Genomic DNA, 19,421 nt, shown 5'->3' with positions numbered 1-19,421 from the left:
AAGGCATCAGCCCGGCAGGGTGATGGCCTTCGCATTGACGAATTCGGACATCCCAAAGCCGCCGTGCTCGCGCCCGTAGCCACTGTCCTTCACGCCGCCGAACGGCATCTCCGGCGTGGCGAGATTGAAGTGGTTGATGAACACCATGCCGGTGTCGAAGTGCTGCTTCGCCAGCTCGGTCGCCCGCGCCTCGTCGCGGCTGAAGATGCCGCCGCCGAGGCCGAACCGGCTGTCATTGGCGATGCGCATGGCGTCTTCGTCATCCTTGGCGCGGATCACCGAGGCGACCGGCCCGAAGAGTTCTTCGTCATAGGCGGGCTGCCCGGGCTCGACCTCCGTCAGAACGGTGGCGGGATAGTAGTAGCCCTTGCCCTCGGGCATCTCGCCGCCAACGGCGATCTTCGCGCCCTTGGCGACGGATTTCTCCACCTGCTCGTGCAGCGTCTCGCGCAGATCCTTGCGCGCCATCGGACCGAGGTCGGTCTCTTCCTTGGTGGGGTCGCCGAGCGAGACGTCGCCCATCGCTTTCACGTAGCCATCGACGAAGGCGTCGTAGACCTTGTCCACGATGACGAAGCGCTTGGCGTTCACGCAGGTCTGGCCGTTGTTGTAGATCCGGCCCGCGACGCAGGTCTTCACGGCGAGTTCGATGTCGGCGTCCTCGAGCACGAGATAGGCATCGTTGGAGCCGAGCTCCATCACCGTCTTCTTCAGGTGCTCACCGGCTTTGGCGGCGATGATGCTGCCCGACTTGGCGCTGCCGGTCATGGTGACGCCGCGCACCAGCTCGTGGCCCATCAGCGTATCCGATTGGTCGTGATCGATCAGCATGACGGTGAAGAGGTTCTTCGGCAGGCCCGCCTCTTCGAAGATGTCGCGCAGCTTCAGGCCCGAACCGGTGCAGATCTCGGCATGCTTCAGCAGCACGCCGTTGCCGGCCATGAGATTGGCGATGGCATAGCGCACCGCCTGGTAGGCCGGGAAGTTCCACGGCTGGATGCCGTAGATCACGCCGATCGGCGACTTGGTGATGAGGCCCTTGCGCCCGTCCTGCAGGCTGCGCTCCTCGTCGGCCAGCACCTTCGGCCCGGCCTCTGCCGTCCAGTCGCAGATCGCGGCGCAGAGATCGATCTCATCGCGGCTGTCCTGCAGGCGCTTGCCCATCTCCCGCGTCATCAGCGCGGCAAACTCCTCCTTGCGGTCCCGCAGCTTGGCGCCGATGGCCCGCAGGACCTCACCACGTTCCTCGTGCGATTTGAGCCGCCAGTCGCCGAACGCCGCGTGGCAGGCCTCGAGCGCCGAGACCATCTCCTCGTCGGTCATCAGCGGGTAGGTCTCGAGCACCTCCTCGGTGGCCGGGTTCGTCGTGGTCATGACGCGGTCGGGGGTGTGGGTGTCCTTCATGTCGTATCCTTTCGAATTTGACGATTGCCACCCAACGTCCACCGACGGGGCCCGTTCCTTGGCGCAGGTCACGACCCCTTGATACCGCGCGTGAGCTCTGGGCGGTGCTGTGATGCCATGAGCGCTGCGCGACGGCCCTGCTCTGGCTCTGGCACGGCGCCTGACTGAGCCATGCTGCATTGTCGGTTCGGGCGGCACGGGCAAGGCGACGCCCCTCCGGTAGAGGGGCGCCGACGGCTGTGCTCAGCTTAGAAGCGCGAGGACCTTCTCGGCCGCATGCCTGTCCAGCACCACCTACGCCGCCGCGCGTAAGTGTTGAGGGTCGGCCCCGGGAGGCGGCTGCGCACGATGCCACGGGCGCGCAGGTCATCCTCCCAGGCGGCACCTGTTCTGGTGAAGGGGCTTCGCACGTAGGTCATGCATACTTATACCCGCGGGCGCCGCGGTGTCGTGCGTGGAAGATGGGCTTGGGCAGCGAATGCCGCGGCTGAGCTTTCGAGCCGAGATCGCGCCGGGATGGTCGCGCCCTCTCCGCATGCTAGGTATGCGCCAAAGCCCGCGGTCAGGCGGGTCGCAAGGATTGAAGACGAAAGGTGATCCGATGAAACAGGTGGCAATCAAGGCGCCCGGCGGGCTCGACAATCTGGTGCTGAGCGACGTTGCCGACCCGGCGGCCCCCGGCCCTGGCGACATCACCGTGCGCCTGCATGCCAGCTCGCTCAACTACCATGATTACCGGGTCTGCGCCGTCGAGGGCGCGCTGCCCGACGGGCGCATTCCGATGGCCGACGGCGCGGGCGTCGTCGAGGCCGTGGGCGAAGGCGTCACGGAGTTCGCGGCGGGCGACCATGTGGTCTCGGGCTTCTTCCCGGATTGGCAGACCGGCGACGAGCGCCCCTGCGATTTCTCCACCACGCCCGGCGATGGCCGCGACGGCTATGCCCGCGAGCGGGTCAAGCTGCCGGCGCACTGGTTCACCCACGCGCCCGAGGGCTGGTCGCACGAGGAGGCGGCGACGATCACCACTGCGGGTCTGACCGCGTGGCGGGCGCTGGTGGTCGATGCCGGCATCAAGGCGGGCGACGTGGTGGCGGTTCTGGGCACCGGCGGCGTCTCGATCTACGCGCTGCAGCTGGCCAAGGCGATGGGCGCCACGGTGATCGCCACCTCGTCGTCGGATGCCAAGCTCGACCGGCTGCGCGAGCTCGGGGCTGATCATGTCATCAATTACCGGACCACGCCGGAATGGGGCGAGGAGATGCGCCGCCTGACCGGCGGGCGCGGGGTCGATATCATCGTCGAGGTCGGCGGCCCGGCGACGCTGGCGCAATCGATCGTCGCCGGCCGTCCCGGGGCCCATATCGCGCTGATCGGCGTGCTGACCGGCCGCTCGGGCGAGATCCCGACGGCGCTTCTGATGGCGCGGCAGCAGCGTCTGCAGGGGTTGATCGTCGGCTCGCGCGAACACCAGCAGGATTTCGTGAAGGCGCTCGAGGCGCTGAAACTGCGCCCGGTGATCGACCGCAGCTTCCCGCTGGAGGCGCTGTCCGACGCCTTCCGCTATCAGGAAAGCGGCGCCCATTTCGGCAAGATCTGCGTCAGCTTCTGAGGCGGCTTCAGCCCGCTCAAATATGCACCCGGGCGGCTTGCCGCTCAGGCGATGCTCGCCACCGCGCGGGCGATGAGATCGACATTGTCCTCGAGCAGGTCGCGCATGGTCTGTCGGTGCAGGATCTGCGCCCGGATGCCGAGATCCTCGATCGGTAGCCCGGCGCTCGCCCCGGTGCGGTAGGCGCGGCGCATCGAGATATTGAGATCGAAGCCCGAGGGCAGGGGCGCGGGGCCCGGGATCCCGAGAAAGCGGGTGTAGTTCACCAGCACCGACCAGGGCCAGACATTGGCCCCGCCGGCGCCGGTGCTGAAATCGATGCCGATCACCGGGCCGATCTCGTTGTCGGCGAAATCGGCGGCGAAGAAATCGGTGGTCGAATAGCACAGCGCGTCGATGACGATGGCCACCTTGCCGGGGAAGCGGTAGGGCGGCACGTTGTCGTAATAGGGCGCGATGGGGAAGGCCTGCGCCCAGACGTTCGAGGTCGCGCTTTGCAGCTCCAGCGAGCGGCGCCATTCCTGGAAGGCCGGGGCGGCGGCAAGGCCGAGCGTGGTGGGCGTGGCACGGAAGGCGATGGGCGCGGGGGTCAGGGGCTTCGCGGTCAGCATGCGGATCAGGCCTTGCCCGGCGGGGATCTGGCCGCCAGGATTGCCGCGCAGGTCGATCACCAACCGGTCCTGCGGCAGGTTTTCGAGAATGCCGGCGAGCTTCTTTAGGAAGGCGCCGGGGTCTTGCACCTCGAAGCTGAAGATCCGCAGATAGCCGCTGCGCCCGCTCGGGCTATGCACCACCCCGTAGCGCAGGATGCCGTCGGTGGTCAGCGCCTCGCGCTCTTTCTCTGGCGGCTTCTGCGCGATCGAGCGGAACTTGTTCGACAGCAGCGTCTGCTCGTCGAGCCCGACACTGAGCGCCGTGGCGGGCACCTCGCCCGCCTTCACCCCGCCATGGCTCTGCGCCCCGGCAGCGGTCGAGTAGAAGCGCCACGGCGTGGTGACGGCGCGGGCGGTGCCATCGGGCTCGATGTAATTGATCGTCACCCAGTCCTCACCCGGCATCAGCACGTAGGCCAGTGGCCGGATCGTCAGGTTGGCCATCGCCAGCCGCATTGCCGCGGCCCAGTTCGAGCCCTGCGTGTCGCGCGCCAGCGCGTTGACATGCAGGTGGATCGGCGTGCCGTTCCAGTGGGTGACGGTGGCGCCGACCGGGATCTCGTCGTAGCCGAAGAGCTGCTTGGTGACGACGTAATGCGGCCGGTCCTCGCAATAGACCCGTTCGATCACGAAGGGCACGTAGGCCACCAGCGCCGACCAGGGCGGTGGCATCCGCAGGGTGGTGTGGCGGTCCTTCAGGCCGTTGATGATGCGGAGCAGGCGTCGGGTGAAATTCGCCTGCCTGTTGGCCTTGAGCGCACGCAGCTGTGCGATCGGGTCGATGCCGAAGGCCGACATCTTCTGCGGCAGGTGGGTGTAGAGCTCGCGCATGCCGATCTCGAGCTGGTCGCATAGCGCCTCGCGGGCCTCGGCGGGAACGCCGGGCAGGCGGCCGCGAAGGGAGGACAGCAGCGGGCTCTGGGTGTAGGAAACCATGGTCGTCTTCTCCTTCGTGGCAGGCGGTGTCAGAGCGGGCGGCCGATCATGAACTCCCCGATCGAGCCTTCGGTCGCGTAGTCATGCCCGGTCATCCGGGCGAAGCGGTCGGCATTGCCGAGCCCCAGCCCGCAGCCGCCGAGCCCCATCGCCGTCGCGACGAGATACATGGTCTGGTAGATCGCACCGACATTCTTGAGCTGCGCCGCGTAGCACATGGCCGAGTACTTCCAGTTGAAGCCGCCGAAGCGGCTGGCGATGGTGAAGAGGATCTGTGGCCGACCCAGCCCTGCAGTGGCGCTCACCGCCTCCTCGACCAGCATGGCCATGTCGGCATCGGGCGGGCTGATCGGGCAGAGCGCGTGGGCCTTGGGGTCGTAGTGGTAGAAGCCGCGCGGCAGGTCGGCGCAGGCCTCGACGGTGACGTAGAGCTCCTGCTCATAGAGGCCGCCGCCGTTGGGATAGGGGCGCGAGGTGATCTCGTGCTCGCCGGTCTTGACGTGCGAGCGCACCCGCATGGTGCGGTAGAGGAACTCGCCGAGCTCCCACGCGGTGATCGGGGCGGGGCTGTAGGCGCGCACCGAGCGGCGGGTCTCCATCGCCTCGAAGAGCGGCATGTCGCGCGACAGCACCATCGGGCGGTAGAGCGGGATGGCGCCGTTGTCGCGCCACGGGCTGTCGCGCAGGAGCGGGGGCTGCGGGATCTCGTCGCGGAACTCCCAGGTGGCGCCGACGCGGAAGCCCGAGCGGCCAAGGCGGCTGCGGCTGTGATAGACCAGCTCGTGGAAATCCCACATCCGGCGCTGGTCGTCGGTCTCGTCGGCGGTGCGGCCCTCGCCATCGCAGGGCAAGAGGATGCCGGCGCAGGCCAGCAGCCCGAGGAACCCGGCGCCGCGATTGCCGAGATCGCCTTTCTCGAGCGCCTCGCCCGGGGCGCTGGCCACGGTGAAGCGGCCCATGAGTGCCAGCGCGGCGGGGTCGTGGATCTGCACCATCGCGAGCCCCAGCGCCGAGCGCGCCACCGGCTGGCCGCCCTCGCTCTGGACATACTGGAACTTCGACAGCTTCCAGCGCTCGGCCTCAACCAGCGGATCGTCGGGACCGAGCGCGAAGCTATCGGCGACGGGCAGCAGTGTCGCCACGTCCTCGCTGTCGCGAAAGGCCACGAGGCCGCCGCGGGCGAGCTGCTCGATGGCGGCGCGCTCGGGCGGTCTGGCATCGGCCAGCGACACGCCGCCATTGGCCAGCCCCTCGTGCAGCGCGTGGCTGGCGCGGTCGCCGAGCAGGCCGGTGGCGGCGAGGGCGCGGGGCGCGTTGGCCTCGAACCCCTCGCGGCGGAGCACGGCGCGCATCTCGGGCCCGCTCATATGAACATCGCGACCGGGTTGAGGCCGTCCTCCGTCAGCGGCGCCTTGCGCCAGCCCATCTTGACCGGCACGTCATAGAGCCGCCCCGGCGCGTGGCGCGCCCAGAAATGCCGCATCCCCGGCACGATGACCTTGGCCACAGGCAGGCCGATATCGGGGCGCGACTGGTCGAGGATCAGCACCTCGTGGCCGAGGTCCTCGAACTGGCCGAAAACCTTGCGTACGTTGTCGGAAACCGAACCCTCGGCCTTGAAGTCGAAATCCTCCGGTCTGCGTTTCTTCGCCCGCGAGGGCTTGAGATAGGGCTGGTTCTCCAGCGTCGCCGTGCGCCACCACTCCAGCGAGTCGGGGTCGTCATAGGCATAGAGCGTGCTGCCATCGGGGTTCACGCTCAGCACCGCCGGCATGAACTGGTTCATCTCCGTGAGGCAGCGCGACAGCGCGATGCGGGGGTCGAGATGGGCGCCGAAGCCCATGACGATATCCTCGCTCGCGCCCGAGAGCCGGCGGTTGATCGCCGCCATGCAGGGGATGCCCATGTCGTTGGTCAGGTCGAGCACCCAGAACTCGCGGTCGCAGGCGGCGTAGAAGGCCTTCAGCTCCTCGACATACGGATCGCCGAAGCTCTCGAGATCGACGCCGGGGCGCGACAGCCGGTTCATCCACCAGATCGCCACACCGTCACGCTCGATCACCTCGAGCGCGCCCTGAAGCAGCGCGTCCTCGAGATTGCCGCCGGCCGCGGCGCCGTTGCTGTCGCCCCAGCAGTAGAAGGCATTGTCGCCCTCGTTGACGTTGTAATAGGCCAGCGATGTCGGAATCAGCCGCCGCCGCTCCTGCGTCCAGGACCAGACCGGTGACCACGAGATCCGCGCGGTCTCGTCGAAGGGCTGCGGCACCACCTGGAAGCGCGCCCCCTTGGCGTTCCAGGTATCGCGCTCGGCATATTGGCGCTCGCTGTAGAGCATGACATCGCGGGGATCGACGGCCTCGTCGCCAAGCTCGGCAAAGCTTGCCTGAATGCACTCCTCCTCCTGCCGGAAGGTGCCGGAGTAGCGCTCGAGCGCCTCGCAGAGCGCCGAGGTGCGGGCCTGCGCATCGGTCTTGCCCTTGCCGGAGGAATGGGTGCGGAGCCCGTCCTTGAGGAAGAACAGGTGATCGTTCTTGAGCGCGAAGTTGTGCCCTGCCATGTAGGAGCGGATCGGTGTCGAGAACGAGGCCGGGATCGGGTAGACCGCCTTGATCACCCCGGTCAGCGGCGAGACCAGATGCTGGTAGCGCTGGTAGGTGATCTCTGGTGCCTCGGGGCGGAATCCGTTCTCGTTGGCGACCCGGCCAAGCCCCTCCGAGAGTACCACCGGACGGCCCGCGACCCGGGCGCAGGCGGGATCGCCGCAGTCCGGGCATTGCGGACGGCGGGTGACGGCGTGGTGGCTCTGTTCGCCGGTCAGCGTGTCGATCGCCACCAGCCGCCCGTCCATCACCGGGCTCTCGGCGCGGGCCAGCAGCCGTGCCATCTGCAACAGCGCCAGCGAGATCGCCTGCGTCTCGCCAAGCGGCACCTCGGCGCGCGAGGTGCTGTAGGGGGCCTCCTGCCCGGTGCGGCGGCGGACATAGGTCTCGACCTCGCGGTTGTGGCGCAGCCAGGTGGCGAGGCAGGCCCAGCAGCCGCCGGAGTTGGGGCGGAAGACCGGCCCGGCGAGCGGCAGCAGGCCGCGCGGCTTTACCAGCATCCACGGCGCGCCGGTGGCCAGCATGTGGCGGTTGATCTCGGCGAGCCTGGGGTTCTCGTAATCGTCGGTCAGCACCAGCGTGAACGAGGCCATGCGCTGCGGGTCGGCCTGCAGCCCGAGCGAGGCCAGCCCCTGCAGCGCCGCCTGCGCGGAGACCTCGCCGAGCGGCACGACATGCACGTTGGTGCGCGCCAGGAGCTCGGCGGTGGCCTGCGGGCTGAGGCCGAGCTCGGTCCAGAAGATCTGGAAGCGGCGCCGGTCATCGGGTTGCGCCTCCTCCACATGGGCGTTGGCAAGCAGCACCTCGATGCCCTGGCCAACCGCGTCGGGCCCGAGCGCGGGGGCGAGCGTGGCGTGGATCTCCGGCCAGCCGCGCTGCCCGTCGAGCAGCGGCACGAGCTGCATCATGGTCTCGCCCTCGAGCACGTGTTTCTCGTTCTCGCTAAGCAGATAGATGCCCTCGCCCGAGACCGGAACGACGACGTATTTCGACTTGATGACAGGGCGTTGGATCGGGTGCATGGAGCTCACTCGGCGGCGTGGGACTGGGAATGTGGGAAAGCGCGCCCCCCGCCGGGCGAGGGGCGCTGGAGGAGCGGCCTGCAGGAGATGCGGGCCGCTCCGAGGAGAGCTCAGCTCTTGGAGCCGGCGGTACCGGCGCTGCCGATCGAGCCGGCGGTGCCGCAGAAGGTGCCGACGCAGCCCGCGGTGGCGGCGCTGCCCCAGGTGGCGCCCGATTGCGTTGAGCTGTCGGCGCCGAGCGGTGTCGAGGCCGCACCGGCGGAGCCCACGGTGCCGCCGCAGGCGAAGGTGCCGGCGGTGCCACAGAAGCATCCGACGCTGCCGACGCTTCCGGCGGTGCCCGCCGTGCCGCCTGCCTGGGTCGAGCTGTCACCCATGCCGCTGCCGCCAAGTGGCGTCGAGGCGGCGCCTGCCGATCCGACGCTGCCCACGGTGAAGGCCGAGCCCGCGGTGCCGCAGACCGAGCCGAGGCAGCCCGCGGTGCCGGCGCTGCCGGCGGTGCCGCCGGCCTGGGTCGCGTCGCCGCTTTGCGCCGACGGCGCCATGATGCTGGCGACCGAGCCGCAGGGCAGGCAGGGCGGCGGCGGCGGTGGCATGGTTGCGATCGTGGCGCAGGGCGGCGGAGGCGGCGGCGTGGTCGCGATCGTCCCGCAGGGCAGGCAGGGCGGCGGGGGAGGAGGCGGCAGGGTCGCGATGGTGCCGCAGGGCAGGCAGGGCGGCGGCGGCCGCAGGCTCGCGATCGTTACCGAGGTCGCTGCCGCGCCCTGTGGCGCACCGCTGCCGAGCGGTGTCGAGGCGGCCCCGGCCGTGCCGGCGCTGCCGGCGGTCGCGAAGGTTGCCGCGGTGCCGCAGACGCTTCCCACCGAGCCTACGGTGCCGACCGAGGCGGCGGTGCCACCGGCCTGTGTCGAGGATCCCATCGTCGCCGCCGACGTTCCAGCTTGCTGCATGGCCATCTCTAATGCTCCTATCTGATCGATGGTTGAGGAAAGGCGTTTTCTGAACTCCGCGAGGGTCAGATCCGAGAGCCCAAGCTCCTTCAGATCTGCCGCCTTGGCGGCTTTGAGCTCGTCATAATATTTGGGGTCTTGTCGGGCGCGGAGCGCGAGATCGGCGAGAATGAGCGCGGTCTCGTCCGGGCCCTCCGGCGTGTCGGCGGACTCGTCTTGTGCATTATCGGCCAAAAGAAACTCCTCCCAAAGTTGCAATTAGCGAATCAAATCATCGTATAGTTGTTATACCGCTAACAGGATCAATTTGAAACTGTAGAGTGCGGTCGGATCACCTCTAAGATGAGCGCAATTGCAGCAGCTGCGGGGCGCGATGGGTGTCGTAGAGGCGCTGGATGAAGCGTCCCGTTGGGCGCTGGCGCAGGGGCTTGTAGATCTCCTGCATGAAGACCGGACAGCGCGCCTCGAGCGGCAGCATGCCGTGATAGCCCTGCGCCAGCACCATCGGCGCAAGCGAGGCAGCAGTGGCGAGATCGGCGAAGGTCAGGCTGTCGCCCAGCAGGTAGCGGCGCCCGTCCGAGAGCCGCGCATCGAGCCTGTCGAACCCGGCATGGATGGTCTCGAGCGCGGCGTCGGCGACGCCCTGATCGAGCTTGAGCCCCTTGTACATCAGCGCCCGGATCACCGGGAAGGCGACGCGCAGGGTCAGCGTCTCGTACCACGGCACGCCCGTGGTCAGCGAGGGCCAGACCACCGACTTGTATTTCAGCAGGTTCCAGTAGGACCATTCGACCACCGCGCCGCCGATGCCGAACCGGGCGTCGTGCTGCAGGCTGTCGACCTCTTTCCAGCGTTCGGGCTCGGTGCTCTCGTCGGGCCAGAGCCGCGTGCCGGGCGCGGCTTGCGGCTCGAGCACGTCGCGGATCGCCTCGATGCCCGCCGATTTGGTCTTGCGGTCGGCCGAGACCAGCAGCGGGTAGCCCTCCGCGCTGACGCCCCAGCTCTTCAGCGCCAGCACGTGGAAGATCGGCGCGTGCGGCCGCTCCTGATAGGCGACGCCGTAATGGCTCAGCAGCCAGCGCCCGAGATCGACATCGGTGGAGGGCAGCAGGGTCACGAGGAGCGGCAGGGACATGGCGGGCCTTCAGTCGTAGAGCAGATGAAAATGCTGCGGGTGTGGCGTGCCGCCGGTGTCGATCTGGCCGGCGGGCCCCTCGGCGCGGCGCAGGTTGGGCTGGGCGATGAGCGGCCGCAGGATCGCCGGGATCACCGCCTTGTTGATCGCGGCCCCGAAGCAGGTGTGCATGCCGTAGCCCCAGATGATGTAATCCTCCCAGGCGCGGTCGGTGCGGAAGGCGGTGGGATCGGCGATGCGGTAGCGGTCGAACATTGCCGAGAGCGTGGCGGCGAAGACGATCTGGCCCTTGCGGATCTTCGCCTCGCGCAGGGTCGAGCGCGCCACCACGGTGTCGTGCAGCGCGCGGCGGTAGATCACCGGGTTGTGCGGGTTGAAGCGCAAAGCCTCCCAGACATATTGCTCGAAGACCGGGTCATGGCTGAGCGCCGCCCGGTGCGCCGCCGCCAGCTCCTCGGGCCGGTTCAGCAGCTCGTCGAGGGCGAGGCAGCAGGCCTTGGAGATCGTGGGAATGGCCCCGATCAGCAGGCCCAGCAGGTTGTTGCGGATGCCGAGATCGCTCATCCCCGGCGTGCCCGCGCCCTGCAGCGCGAGGCAGCGGTTGAGGATCTGCGGGCGGTCGTTCGGGGCCGCCTTGCGCGCCGCGATGGCGCCGTCGAGATAGTCGCGCAGCCCGGCGGCGCAGCGCACGGCGCGGGCGTCGAGCTCGGGATCGGCGGGCAGGTCCTCGAAGAGATACCAGAACAGCACCGTGGTCCAGTCCTGCATGGTCTCGCGCTCTCCGCCAACGCCGAAATAGCTGTCGGTCATGTCCCACGGCACCTGCAGGAACAGCTCGGGCACGGCGTCGATGCGGCCGCCGGTATTGGCGACGATCTCGTCGGCGAGCTTGGTGGCGCGCGGCAGGATGATCTCGGCCACGTCGGGGCGACGGGCGGCGAGGCGCATCGCCGAGGTGTCGCGGGTGTAGTCCCAGCCGGGCTGCATCCCGAGGAAGAAGTTTTCGCCCCCGGTCAGCTTGCGCATGCGCGGGCCATAGACGACCTCGAAATCCGCGTTGCGGTTCAATACGTCGATGCAATCCTCGTGGCGGGTGACGACGGCGGTGCCGGTATTGTCATAGGCCTTCATCAGAACCGCCTTGAGCGACAGGTTGGGCCAGAAGGCGCGCAGCACCGCGAAGACCTTCTCCTGCGTCCCGGCGGCGGTGAAGAACGGTGTCAGCGCTGCCTTGCCGCCCTTGGCGAAGACGGCGGCCCCCTTGGCGATCAGCCAGACCAGCGCCGCCAGCCCCTCGACCAACACCATGACGAAGCGGGCGAGGGTAATGAGGCATCCTGTCAGCCTTGCCAGCATCAAAGCGCCCTCACGTCGGATCGACGATGCCCATCGCGATCATCCGCAGGGCGATCATCGAGGGCACGAAGAAATAGTCGCCGCCGCGGCATTCCACGAAGGTCTTGAGCCGCGTCATCATGTAGGGCGGCTTACCGCTCTTGGGGTCGGACGGGATCATGTGGCGGGTGTGGTGATCGTGGCGGCCGAGCATCGGGCAGGTGTTGTTGCCCTGGTGGAAATCGAGCCCGTACTGGATCCATTGCTGCTGCACGAACTCGAACTGCCGGAACAGGTCGACCCCCATCACCATCATGATCACCCCCTGTTCGGAGGCATCGTCGCGCGGCTCGAAATTCGGCGGGCCGTAGGGCAGGCCACGGCGCAGCACCCGGCGGCGCTTGTTGAGGGCATGGGTGGCCTTGGGATTCTCGAACTGCTTGCCGGTCTCGGGATCGATGCCGAACTGGTTCAGCGGGTCGAGATAATCGCGGGTGTTCATCCGCCGCATATGCGCGCCGCCGGGGCATTTGAACCCCGCCATGTCGTCGGCATAGCGGAAATCCGAGGCCGCGGGGCTGCGGATATAGGCGAGGTTCTTCTCCCAGGCGATCGGGGTCATCAGCATCGAACCGCTCTCGTCGCGCCAGCCGCCCTGCTGCCCGAAGGCGATCCACTCGGCGTAGCCCGGGACAACCGCCAGCGGCACCCCGTCGGACCAGCGCCCGCACATCTTTGCAAGGATGGTCTCGCGCGCCTCCGGCAGGTCGACCCCCATGCACTCGGCGTATTGCGCGGCCTCGGCATCGACCACCTCGTGGAAGCTCGCGACGTTCTCGTGGAGCTTGCGGTAGGCCATGAAGGTGCCGTTCTGCATGAACTCGGGCGGCATCGCGGTGGGCGGCAGCTCCTGGCTCTCGCCGGGATGGCCGAGGATGAACTCGCCCGGCTCCAGCGGCTCCCAGTCACCGCCCATGCGCTTGCCGCGGCCGATGAGGGCGGTCTTCTCCGTCTCTTTCGGATACTGGCCCTTGAACACCGGGTCGCCAATGCCGTCGGTGAAGCCGAAATGCTCGCGCGCGGTCGGCAGGGTGAGGCCGCCGAAATCGTCGAACACCGCCGAGGCCGCCTGGTAGGGCTGGTCGCCCGCCTTGCCGTTGGCCTCGATCAACTCGACGCCGCTGCCGGTGAGCGAGCGCAGCCACGCGGTCTTCTCCTCGAGCTCGGGATGCGGCAGCTTCAGCCGGGCAAGACCCTCAGGGGTCTCGGGGTCGGCGCCGCCGAGATCGGGCTGGGCGTTGAGGGTGATGAGGATATGCACGTCCTCCGCGCCGCCCTTGCCCTCCTTTCGGTTGCCCTGCCAGATCGGATCCCAGTCGCGATCCCAGTCGGGATCGTCATCGGCGGTCTTGGTCGGGTCGCGGTCACCGAGCATCGAGGCGCGGCTGCGCATGCCGGAGATGAACACGTCGGGCATGCCCTGCAGCGTCCGGTCGGGCACCTCGAGCCAGTAGAGCCCCATGAAAGTGAAGGCGATGTTGACGGTGCATTCGGGCTTGTCGGCCTCCTCGGGCCAGCGCGCCGAGGTGGTGACCTTCTTGCGCACCGCATCGACGAAGGCGCGCCCGCCCGCGGGGTTGGTGATGCGGAAGAACAGGTAGCGCGCGAATGGGAAGGAGAAGCGCCCGTAGGCGCGGGTGACGTTGCCCTGGATATCGTGCAGGTTCAGCTGGTCGACCATCGCTCTCCCTCCCTCACAGACCGGCGCGCGGCTGCGGCGCCGCGTCCGAGATCACGCCCGGCTGCTGCGTCGGGCCGGAGACATCGCCCGGCGCGTGCCGTTTCAGGAAATCGCCGAAGGCCGCGTGCAGCGCGTCGGGCCGGGCGTGCTGGTTGGTGGCGATGAAATCGGCAAAGGCCTGCTGGGTGTAGAGCGCCTTGAGCACGGTGGGCAGGTCGTCATGCTGGGCCGGGGCCAGCGGCTTGGCGCCGTTCGCGAGTGCGAAGCGCACCGAGAGCAGGAAGGCCAGCACCGTCAGCACCAGCGCCACCAGCGCGAGCCCCAGCGTGTTCATGCCAAGAACGTGGATCACCCCGAGGATCCGCAGCACCAGCGCCGCCAGCGCCACCACCGCCGGAATGCCCACGGCGGCGATCAGACCCTTGAGCGGCAGCGTGTTGAAGGCCGGCAGCGAGAGGTAATAATCGTGGTAGGGCATCGTCGTCTCGACGTGGCAGCGTTCGAGATAGGCGCCGAAGGCGGCGCCGTCCTTGATGCCGTCGAAGCCGTGGCAGCTGTCGAAGATCGCCTCGATCTCCTCGCCCATCGTGTCCCAGAGCGTCTGGGCATAGGCCAGCCGCACCTTGCGCTGCTCCTCGGCGCTGAGCGTCGCGGGAAGGGGATCGCCATCCTTCACGATGGCGTCGATATCGGCGGTGAAGACCAGGTAGGCCGAGCGCAGCCGGTCGACCTGGCCGGGAACGATGGTGTTCACGCCCTTCACCGTCGCCACCAGCGCATCCTGCGCGCTGCGGCCGTTGTAGACCACGTCATCGAGCACGAACATTCGGGCGAAGTGGTTGCGGGTGTTGCGGGCGAAGGGCGCGGCGAACTTGGTCTTCTGGGTTGCCGGGGTCTGGTGTGCCGGCGGCAGGCGGGCGAGCTCGATGCGCACCTTCTGCTTGTAGGAGACATCGCCATGCGGCCCGCCGCGCTTGATCGGAACGAGGTAGGTCAGGAACAGGTGTCCGGTGTCGAGATCGGCCATGTCACGCCTCCCGCTTGGCGGTGAAGCAGGCCTGCGCCGCCTCGACATAGGCCAGCCGGTTGACGTCGGCGCGCTCGGTGTCGAGGCTGGCGACCGGCCCGAAGCCGGGATCGCCGAGATCGCTCTGGATCTCGAGATAGGCCTCGCGGAAGGCCTTGGAGAAGGCCTCTGGCGTGCCGTTGCCATGCGCCTCGGCCAGCTTCAGCACCTGGTCATAGACCTTCAGCGCCGACTTGATGTCGCGCTGCGCCGAGCCGGGGGTGGCGTTGTAATAGTAATCGGTGCCGATCTGGTTGTAGGTGATGTAGTTCTTGAACGGGGTGATCGGGATCGACAGCGGATACTTGCTGGCCGAGTACCAGAACAGGTTCAGACCGTTCGGGATGCCGTCGGAGAAGGCATCGATATACTGGTCCCAGGTGCCGTTGAAATTCGAGCAGAACAGCATGTAGTCGTTGTCGAGCGTCTCCTTGCCCTGGCCGAGATCGGGCCACTGGTCGCGCTTGATGATGACCCATCTGGCGAAGTGGATGAGCGACAGCCCGAGCAGCCCCATCAGGTTCGACGGCAGGCCGCGCGCCGCCATGAAAAGCAATCGGTTGATCCAGGTGACGCTGGGGCGACTGGGGGTCACCACGTTCATCGCATAGGCTTTTCCCGCGACGTTCGACATGGGTGCCCTCCAATGGTCCGCTAAAGATTACGTAAGGTAAAATCACCTTAAGGATGCATAAAGCCGCAACGGATCGCGTTGAGTCAAAGGATATTTTTTTAGCGATGCGGGCCATACAGGCTGAAAGTTTCGCCTGATCGCCATACCAGCTTGGGATTTTGACGCAGATCTGCCGCTTCCGGCGGGCCGGATTTTCGCAGCTACGGCGCCGCGTGGCGGGGGTGGTAAAGCGGGGAGAAGGTGGGCGGCTTGTCGAGGGGCCGGGGCGGGCACCTCTTGCGCTCAGTGCCGCGGCGGCGGGCCGGTCAGGGACCGCTCGCCGAAAGGCTCAGAACGTGGCGCGCCGTCGTCGGGCGTGACGGCGCGCCACGGTATCAGCGGATGGTCCAGCCGCCATCGACCACCAGCGTCGAGCCAGTGCAGAAGGTCGCGTCGTCGCTGGCGAGGAAGAAGATCGCATTCGCAATCTCTTCAGGGCGGCCCATCCGGCCCATGACCTGCCGGTCCTCGAGCCCCTTGCGCAGCGCCGCCGCGTCCGGAGACTTAGCGAAGATCTCGGTGAAATACGGTGTCTCGATGGTGCCGGGCGCCACGCAGTTGACACGGATATTGGCGTCGGCGTGGTCGATGGCCATGGCGCGGGTCAGCGCCGAGACCGCGCCCTTCGAGGCGGTGTAGGCGGCGCGGTTGGCGATGCCAACGATGGCCCCGCCCGAGGCGGTGCTGACGATGATGCCGCCGCCCTGCGCGGTGAAGATCGGCACCGCGTGCTTGCAGCCGAGATAGACCCCGCGCACGTTGACCGCGAAGAGCGCGTCCCAATCTTCGACGCTGGTGTCGGCGACGGTGCCCGCGATGCCGTAGCCTGCGTTGTTGACGAGGATGTCGAGCCGGCCATGCCGCGCGACGACGCCATCGAGCAGCGCCTTGACCTCGGTCTCGACGGAGACGTCGAAGGCCACGGCTTCGGCCACCGCGCCGCTGCCCCGCAGCTCCCCCGCGACCGCCTCTGCGGCCTCCGCATTGCGGTCGGCGACGATCACCACCGCGCCCTCACGGGCGAAGCGCCTGGCGGTTTCGTGGCCGATCCCCGACGCGGCGCCGGTGATCACGGCAATCTTGTCTTGCAGTCTCATACTGTCCTCTCAGCTTGTCATGGTGTCGGCGCGGCCGGCGAGCCAGTCCGCGACCAGCGGCGCGAAGGTCTCGGTCCGCGAGCCGGGGTAGAAGTGGCCGCCATCGTCCAGAAGCCGCAGCTCGGCACCCGGCAGGTGCTCCGCGAGCTCGGCTTGCAGGAAGGCCGGCACGATCATGTCGTCGCGCGCACCCAGCACCAGGGTCCGGGCCGCGATGGCGCCGATCTGGTCGGTGCCGTCATAGGCCAGCAGGGCGCGGATGCGCTCGGCGACGATGGCCTGCTTGGTGGGATCGGCGGGTGGGTTGGCGGTGGCGCGCTCGTATTTCGCCCAGTTCGCCTCGAGCCACTCGGGCGCATAGGAGAGCAGCGCCGCGCTCTCGGCATAGGCGGCGGGATCGCTGGCGAGCAGGCGCAGGCGGAACTCGAACAGCGCCTTCAGGTAATGGCCGGGGCGCAGCCACGCGGCGCTGAGCACGAGATTGCCCACCCGCTCCGGCGCGGTGGCGGCGATGGTCTGCACGATGGCGCCGCCGGTGGAATGGCCGAGGAAATCCGCCTCCGCGATGCCCATCGCGTCGCAGACCGTCAGCACGTCGGTCGCGAGCTGCGCGATGTCGACCGGCGCGCCGCCGCGGCTCGATCCGGCGATGCCGCGCTGGTCGAAGGTGATGAGCTCGAACTCCGAGCCCAGCAGCGCGATCGCGGGATCCCAGAACCCAGCGGTGCCGCCAAGCCCGCTGACCAGCACCAGGGGCCGGCCCTGGCCGTGCCGACGGGCCTTGAGCGTGGCGCCGTCCTGGGTGGTGACGAGGCGCTCGGTCATTGCAGCGGCGAGAAATCGACGGGGGTCAGGATGCGGCTGTTCTGGCTCTGGATCAGCCCGTCGACCATGCCGAGATAGGCGGACCATTCCGGGTCCGCCAGCATCCGCGCGCGCATCTCGGCGCGCTGGTCGAGGCTCTCGTAGCCCCAGAGCGCGACGACATGGTTCAGCTCGCCGATCTCGGTGGTGAAGTAGGAGATGAAGGTGCCGAGATGCTTCTTCTGCAGCTCGACGCCGTGATCGCGGTAGAGGCCGACGAAGGTCTGCAGCTTGCCGGGTTTGATGTGGTAGTCGCGTTCTTCGTAGATCATGCGGGTGTCGGTCCTGTGTGTGAGGGGCGCTTGCGAGCGGTGGCCGGCGAGGGCACGGATCAGCCGTAGATCAGCTTTGGCATCCAGGTCGCCAGCTCGGGGAAGGTGATGACCAGCGCCAGCACGATGAGCTGGCAGAGGATGAAGGGAATGACCCCCCAATACATCTGCTTGAGCGTCATCGTCGGCGGGGCGATGGCCCTGAGATAGAAGATCGACGGCGCCATCGGCGGGGTCAGGTAGCTGGTCTGCAGGGTGATCAGGAACACGATGGAGAACCACAGCAGATCAACATCGTAGAGCTTCAGGATCGGCACCGAGATCGAGGTCATGATCAGCACGATCGAGGTCAGCTCGACGGCGAAGCCGAGGATGAAGGTGATGATCAGGATCAGCGCGATCACGCCAGCGGTGCCGAACCCGAAGCTGTCGAGGAAGCCGCGGATCGCCATCATCCCGCCCGAGGCGAAAAGCACGCCCGAGAACATCACCCCGGCCAGCACGATGGCGAGGATCATCGCGGTCAGCGAGACGGTCTGCAGCGAGGCGTCGAGCACCATCTTGAAGTTCAGCTTGCCGTAGCAGAGCGCCAGGAACAGGACCCCGGCAGAGCCGCAGGCGGCGGCTTCGGTGGGCGTCGCGAGGCCGCTGAACAGGGTGCCAAGCACCAGCGCGATGAGCACCACCGGCGGCACCAGCGCCTTGAGGGTGAAACGGATCTTCTCGCCCATGGTGAACGGGTCGGGATCGGTGTCGCGCGGCGCGAGCGAGGGTTTCAGCGTGGCCGAGATGATGATGTAGAGCGAGAACATCCCCGCCATCATCAGGCCGGGCACCAGGATGCCGGCCATGAGATCGCCCACCGGGAGGGTCATGATCGGCGCCAAGACGATCACCGGGATCGAGGGCGGGATCACCGTGCCCAGCGAGCCGCCGGCGCAGATCGTGCCCGCGATCAGGGAATTGTCATACTTGCGCTTGAGCATCGCCGGGATCGCCAGCATCCCCACCAGCGTCTCGGTGGCGCCGACCACACCCGAGGCGGCGGCAAAGATGGTGCACATGACGAGCGCCGCGATGGCAAGACCGCCGGGCAGGCGCCGGGTCCACATGTAGATCGCGTCGAACAGGCGTTCGGCGATGCCGGCGCGCTCGAGGATCGCGCCCATGAAGATGAAGAGGGGGATCGCGCCGAGCACGTAGTTGGAGGCAACCTCGTCGACCCGCTGTGCGAACTGGCGGAAGACGATCTCCTCGAAGCGGATGAAGCCGAAGACGCTGGCCACCAGCACCATCGAGAAGGCGATCGGGATGCCGAGCGCGATCAGGACGATCAGCGCCGGGAACATCAGAAGGACTGCATCACCCATTACGCCGCCCCCGCCTGCTCGTCGGTTGTCGCTTCCGGGTGCTTGGGCGGGGTGCCGCCGAACAGCACAAGCAGCGCCTCCAGAAGCCGCCCGAAGACCTGCAGCGTGAACAGTGCGAAGCCGATGGTGTAGACCAGCCGGAACGGCCAGACCTGCGGGTTCCAGGCCGACAGGCCCGAGCCCTCACCGGTGCGGTAGGTGCGGGCCACGCCCTCGCCCAGCGTGATCGTAAGCCAGACCAGAACGACGGTCATGCCGCCATAGGCCAGCACCTCGATCACCGCGTTGGCGCGGCGGGGCAGGATCGAGGGAAGGATGTCGACATTCACATGCGCGTCGTTGCGCAGGCAGTAGGACAGCCCCAGCGTGAAGATCGTGCCCATGAGCATGTAGCTGATCTCGAAGGCCCACTGGGTCGGCGCGGCAAAGACGTAGCGGCTGACCACTTCGTAGACCATGGCAAAGACCAAGGGCACCAGCAGCAACGCGGCGAGCCGCCCGGTCCAGAGCGAGATGGTTTCGATGAGTGAGATCAGGGTCCTCAAGGTGGAACTCCCCTGGGCATGGCTCGGCGCCTGGGGCACGCCGCGGCGCGCCGCCCGCGCCGATACGCGGATGGAAGCGCCAGCGGTCGGGCCGCCAGCGCCGGTCGTGTCATGAAATTGCGGTGTCCGGCGCGCCGCGACGGGGCGCG

The 19,421-nt window shown here is 67.8% G+C and carries 16 protein-coding genes; 1 reads left to right on the top strand and 15 read right to left on the bottom strand.

Annotated elements, in window-relative coordinates:
* Positions 1–6: 6 nt before the first annotated feature.
* Positions 7–1,404 (bottom strand): NAD-dependent succinate-semialdehyde dehydrogenase, encoded by a 1,398-nt coding sequence (locus tag KUV62_RS14125; RefSeq protein WP_222604368.1) that lies wholly within the window; start codon positions 1,402–1,404, stop codon positions 7–9.
* A gap of 601 nt (positions 1,405–2,005) precedes the next feature.
* Between KUV62_RS14125 and KUV62_RS14120 the strand changes: the two genes are divergently transcribed.
* Positions 2,006–3,013, top strand: coding sequence for a zinc-dependent alcohol dehydrogenase family protein (locus KUV62_RS14120; RefSeq protein WP_222604367.1), 1,008 nt, complete (start codon positions 2,006–2,008; stop codon positions 3,011–3,013).
* Positions 3,014–3,057: 44 nt separating this feature from the next.
* Here the strand turns inward: KUV62_RS14120 and KUV62_RS14115 are convergent, their stop codons facing one another.
* The 14 genes from KUV62_RS14115 to KUV62_RS14050 form a co-directional block, all read right to left on the bottom strand.
* Positions 3,058–4,602 (bottom strand): S41 family peptidase, encoded by a 1,545-nt coding sequence (locus KUV62_RS14115; RefSeq protein WP_222604366.1) that lies wholly within the window; start codon positions 4,600–4,602, stop codon positions 3,058–3,060.
* A gap of 29 nt (positions 4,603–4,631) precedes the next feature.
* Entirely contained in the window at positions 4,632–5,954 is a 1,323-nt protein-coding gene (locus KUV62_RS14110; RefSeq protein ID WP_222604365.1) for a SagB family peptide dehydrogenase, read from the bottom strand.
* An 11-nt stretch (positions 5,955–5,965) separates the two neighbouring features.
* Positions 5,966–8,224, bottom strand: coding sequence for a TOMM precursor leader peptide-binding protein (locus KUV62_RS14105; RefSeq protein ID WP_222604364.1), 2,259 nt, complete (start codon positions 8,222–8,224; stop codon positions 5,966–5,968).
* Between the two features lie 110 nt (positions 8,225–8,334).
* Positions 8,335–9,180: a hypothetical protein gene (locus tag KUV62_RS14100; protein WP_222604363.1), complete on the bottom strand. Its 846-nt coding sequence runs from the start codon at positions 9,178–9,180 to the stop codon at positions 8,335–8,337.
* A gap of 331 nt (positions 9,181–9,511) precedes the next feature.
* The gene (locus KUV62_RS14095; RefSeq protein WP_222604362.1) at positions 9,512–10,309 is read right to left on the bottom strand and encodes a glutathione S-transferase C-terminal domain-containing protein; all 798 of its coding nucleotides are present in this window, start codon (positions 10,307–10,309) and stop codon (positions 9,512–9,514) included.
* 9 nt (positions 10,310–10,318) lie between these two features.
* Positions 10,319–11,665: a cytochrome P450 gene (locus KUV62_RS14090; protein WP_261395669.1), complete on the bottom strand. Its 1,347-nt coding sequence runs from the start codon at positions 11,663–11,665 to the stop codon at positions 10,319–10,321.
* Between the two features lie 10 nt (positions 11,666–11,675).
* Positions 11,676–13,385 (bottom strand): Dyp-type peroxidase, encoded by a 1,710-nt coding sequence (locus KUV62_RS14085; protein ID WP_222604361.1) that lies wholly within the window; start codon positions 13,383–13,385, stop codon positions 11,676–11,678.
* A 13-nt stretch (positions 13,386–13,398) separates the two neighbouring features.
* On the bottom strand, positions 13,399–14,412 hold the full coding sequence (locus KUV62_RS14080) for a hypothetical protein (RefSeq protein WP_222604360.1): 1,014 nt from the start codon (positions 14,410–14,412) through the stop codon (positions 13,399–13,401).
* A gap of 1 nt (position 14,413) precedes the next feature.
* Complete coding sequence (locus tag KUV62_RS14075) at positions 14,414–15,085, bottom strand: hypothetical protein (RefSeq protein ID WP_222604359.1); 672 nt, start codon at positions 15,083–15,085, stop codon at positions 14,414–14,416.
* Positions 15,086–15,459: 374 nt separating this feature from the next.
* Positions 15,460–16,221 (bottom strand): SDR family oxidoreductase, encoded by a 762-nt coding sequence (locus KUV62_RS14070; protein ID WP_222604358.1) that lies wholly within the window; start codon positions 16,219–16,221, stop codon positions 15,460–15,462.
* A 9-nt stretch (positions 16,222–16,230) separates the two neighbouring features.
* A complete protein-coding gene (locus KUV62_RS14065; RefSeq protein WP_222604357.1) occupies positions 16,231–17,046 on the bottom strand; it encodes an alpha/beta fold hydrolase in 816 nt (271 codons plus the stop codon).
* Positions 17,043–17,357, bottom strand: coding sequence for an NIPSNAP family protein (locus KUV62_RS14060; protein WP_222604356.1), 315 nt, complete (start codon positions 17,355–17,357; stop codon positions 17,043–17,045). The genes KUV62_RS14065 and KUV62_RS14060 overlap by 4 nt, the downstream gene beginning before the upstream one ends.
* A gap of 59 nt (positions 17,358–17,416) precedes the next feature.
* Positions 17,417–18,727, bottom strand: coding sequence for a TRAP transporter large permease subunit (locus tag KUV62_RS14055; RefSeq protein WP_222604355.1), 1,311 nt, complete (start codon positions 18,725–18,727; stop codon positions 17,417–17,419).
* A complete protein-coding gene (locus KUV62_RS14050) occupies positions 18,727–19,272 on the bottom strand; it encodes a TRAP transporter small permease subunit (RefSeq protein WP_222604354.1) in 546 nt (181 codons plus the stop codon). The genes KUV62_RS14055 and KUV62_RS14050 overlap by 1 nt, the downstream gene beginning before the upstream one ends.
* Positions 19,273–19,421 lie beyond the last annotated feature (149 nt).

The sequence above is a fragment of the Salipiger bermudensis genome (assembly GCF_019801965.1).
Classification (GTDB): Bacteria; Pseudomonadota; Alphaproteobacteria; order Rhodobacterales; family Rhodobacteraceae; genus Salipiger; species Salipiger bermudensis_A.
Note: the sequence above shows the minus strand (reverse complement) of the source record. Positions and strands in the feature narration are given on the sequence as shown.

What these genes read in the sequence shown, in the direction of transcription:
- KUV62_RS14095 (WP_222604362.1), bottom strand. Translation starts at nt 10,309, where the DNA reads ATGTCCCTGCCGCTCCTCGTGACCCTGCTGCCCTCCACCGATGTCGAT.
- KUV62_RS14055 (WP_222604355.1), bottom strand. Translation starts at nt 18,727, where the DNA reads ATGGGTGATGCAGTCCTTCTGATGTTCCCGGCGCTGATCGTCCTGATC.
- KUV62_RS14110 (WP_222604365.1), bottom strand. Translation starts at nt 5,954, where the DNA reads ATGCGCGCCGTGCTCCGCCGCGAGGGGTTCGAGGCCAACGCGCCCCGC.
- KUV62_RS14085 (WP_222604361.1), bottom strand. Translation starts at nt 13,385, where the DNA reads ATGGTCGACCAGCTGAACCTGCACGATATCCAGGGCAACGTCACCCGC.
- KUV62_RS14105 (WP_222604364.1), bottom strand. Translation starts at nt 8,224, where the DNA reads ATGCACCCGATCCAACGCCCTGTCATCAAGTCGAAATACGTCGTCGTT.
- KUV62_RS14070 (WP_222604358.1), bottom strand. Translation starts at nt 16,221, where the DNA reads ATGAGACTGCAAGACAAGATTGCCGTGATCACCGGCGCCGCGTCGGGG.
- KUV62_RS14120 (WP_222604367.1), top strand. Translation starts at nt 2,006, where the DNA reads ATGAAACAGGTGGCAATCAAGGCGCCCGGCGGGCTCGACAATCTGGTG.
- KUV62_RS14080 (WP_222604360.1), bottom strand. Translation starts at nt 14,412, where the DNA reads ATGGCCGATCTCGACACCGGACACCTGTTCCTGACCTACCTCGTTCCG.
- KUV62_RS14090 (WP_261395669.1), bottom strand. Translation starts at nt 11,665, where the DNA reads ATGCTGGCAAGGCTGACAGGATGCCTCATTACCCTCGCCCGCTTCGTC.
- KUV62_RS14100 (WP_222604363.1), bottom strand. Translation starts at nt 9,180, where the DNA reads ATGGCCATGCAGCAAGCTGGAACGTCGGCGGCGACGATGGGATCCTCG.
- KUV62_RS14060 (WP_222604356.1), bottom strand. Translation starts at nt 17,357, where the DNA reads ATGATCTACGAAGAACGCGACTACCACATCAAACCCGGCAAGCTGCAG.
- KUV62_RS14065 (WP_222604357.1), bottom strand. Translation starts at nt 17,046, where the DNA reads ATGACCGAGCGCCTCGTCACCACCCAGGACGGCGCCACGCTCAAGGCC.
- KUV62_RS14075 (WP_222604359.1), bottom strand. Translation starts at nt 15,085, where the DNA reads ATGTCGAACGTCGCGGGAAAAGCCTATGCGATGAACGTGGTGACCCCC.
- KUV62_RS14125 (WP_222604368.1), bottom strand. Translation starts at nt 1,404, where the DNA reads ATGAAGGACACCCACACCCCCGACCGCGTCATGACCACGACGAACCCG.
- KUV62_RS14115 (WP_222604366.1), bottom strand. Translation starts at nt 4,602, where the DNA reads ATGGTTTCCTACACCCAGAGCCCGCTGCTGTCCTCCCTTCGCGGCCGC.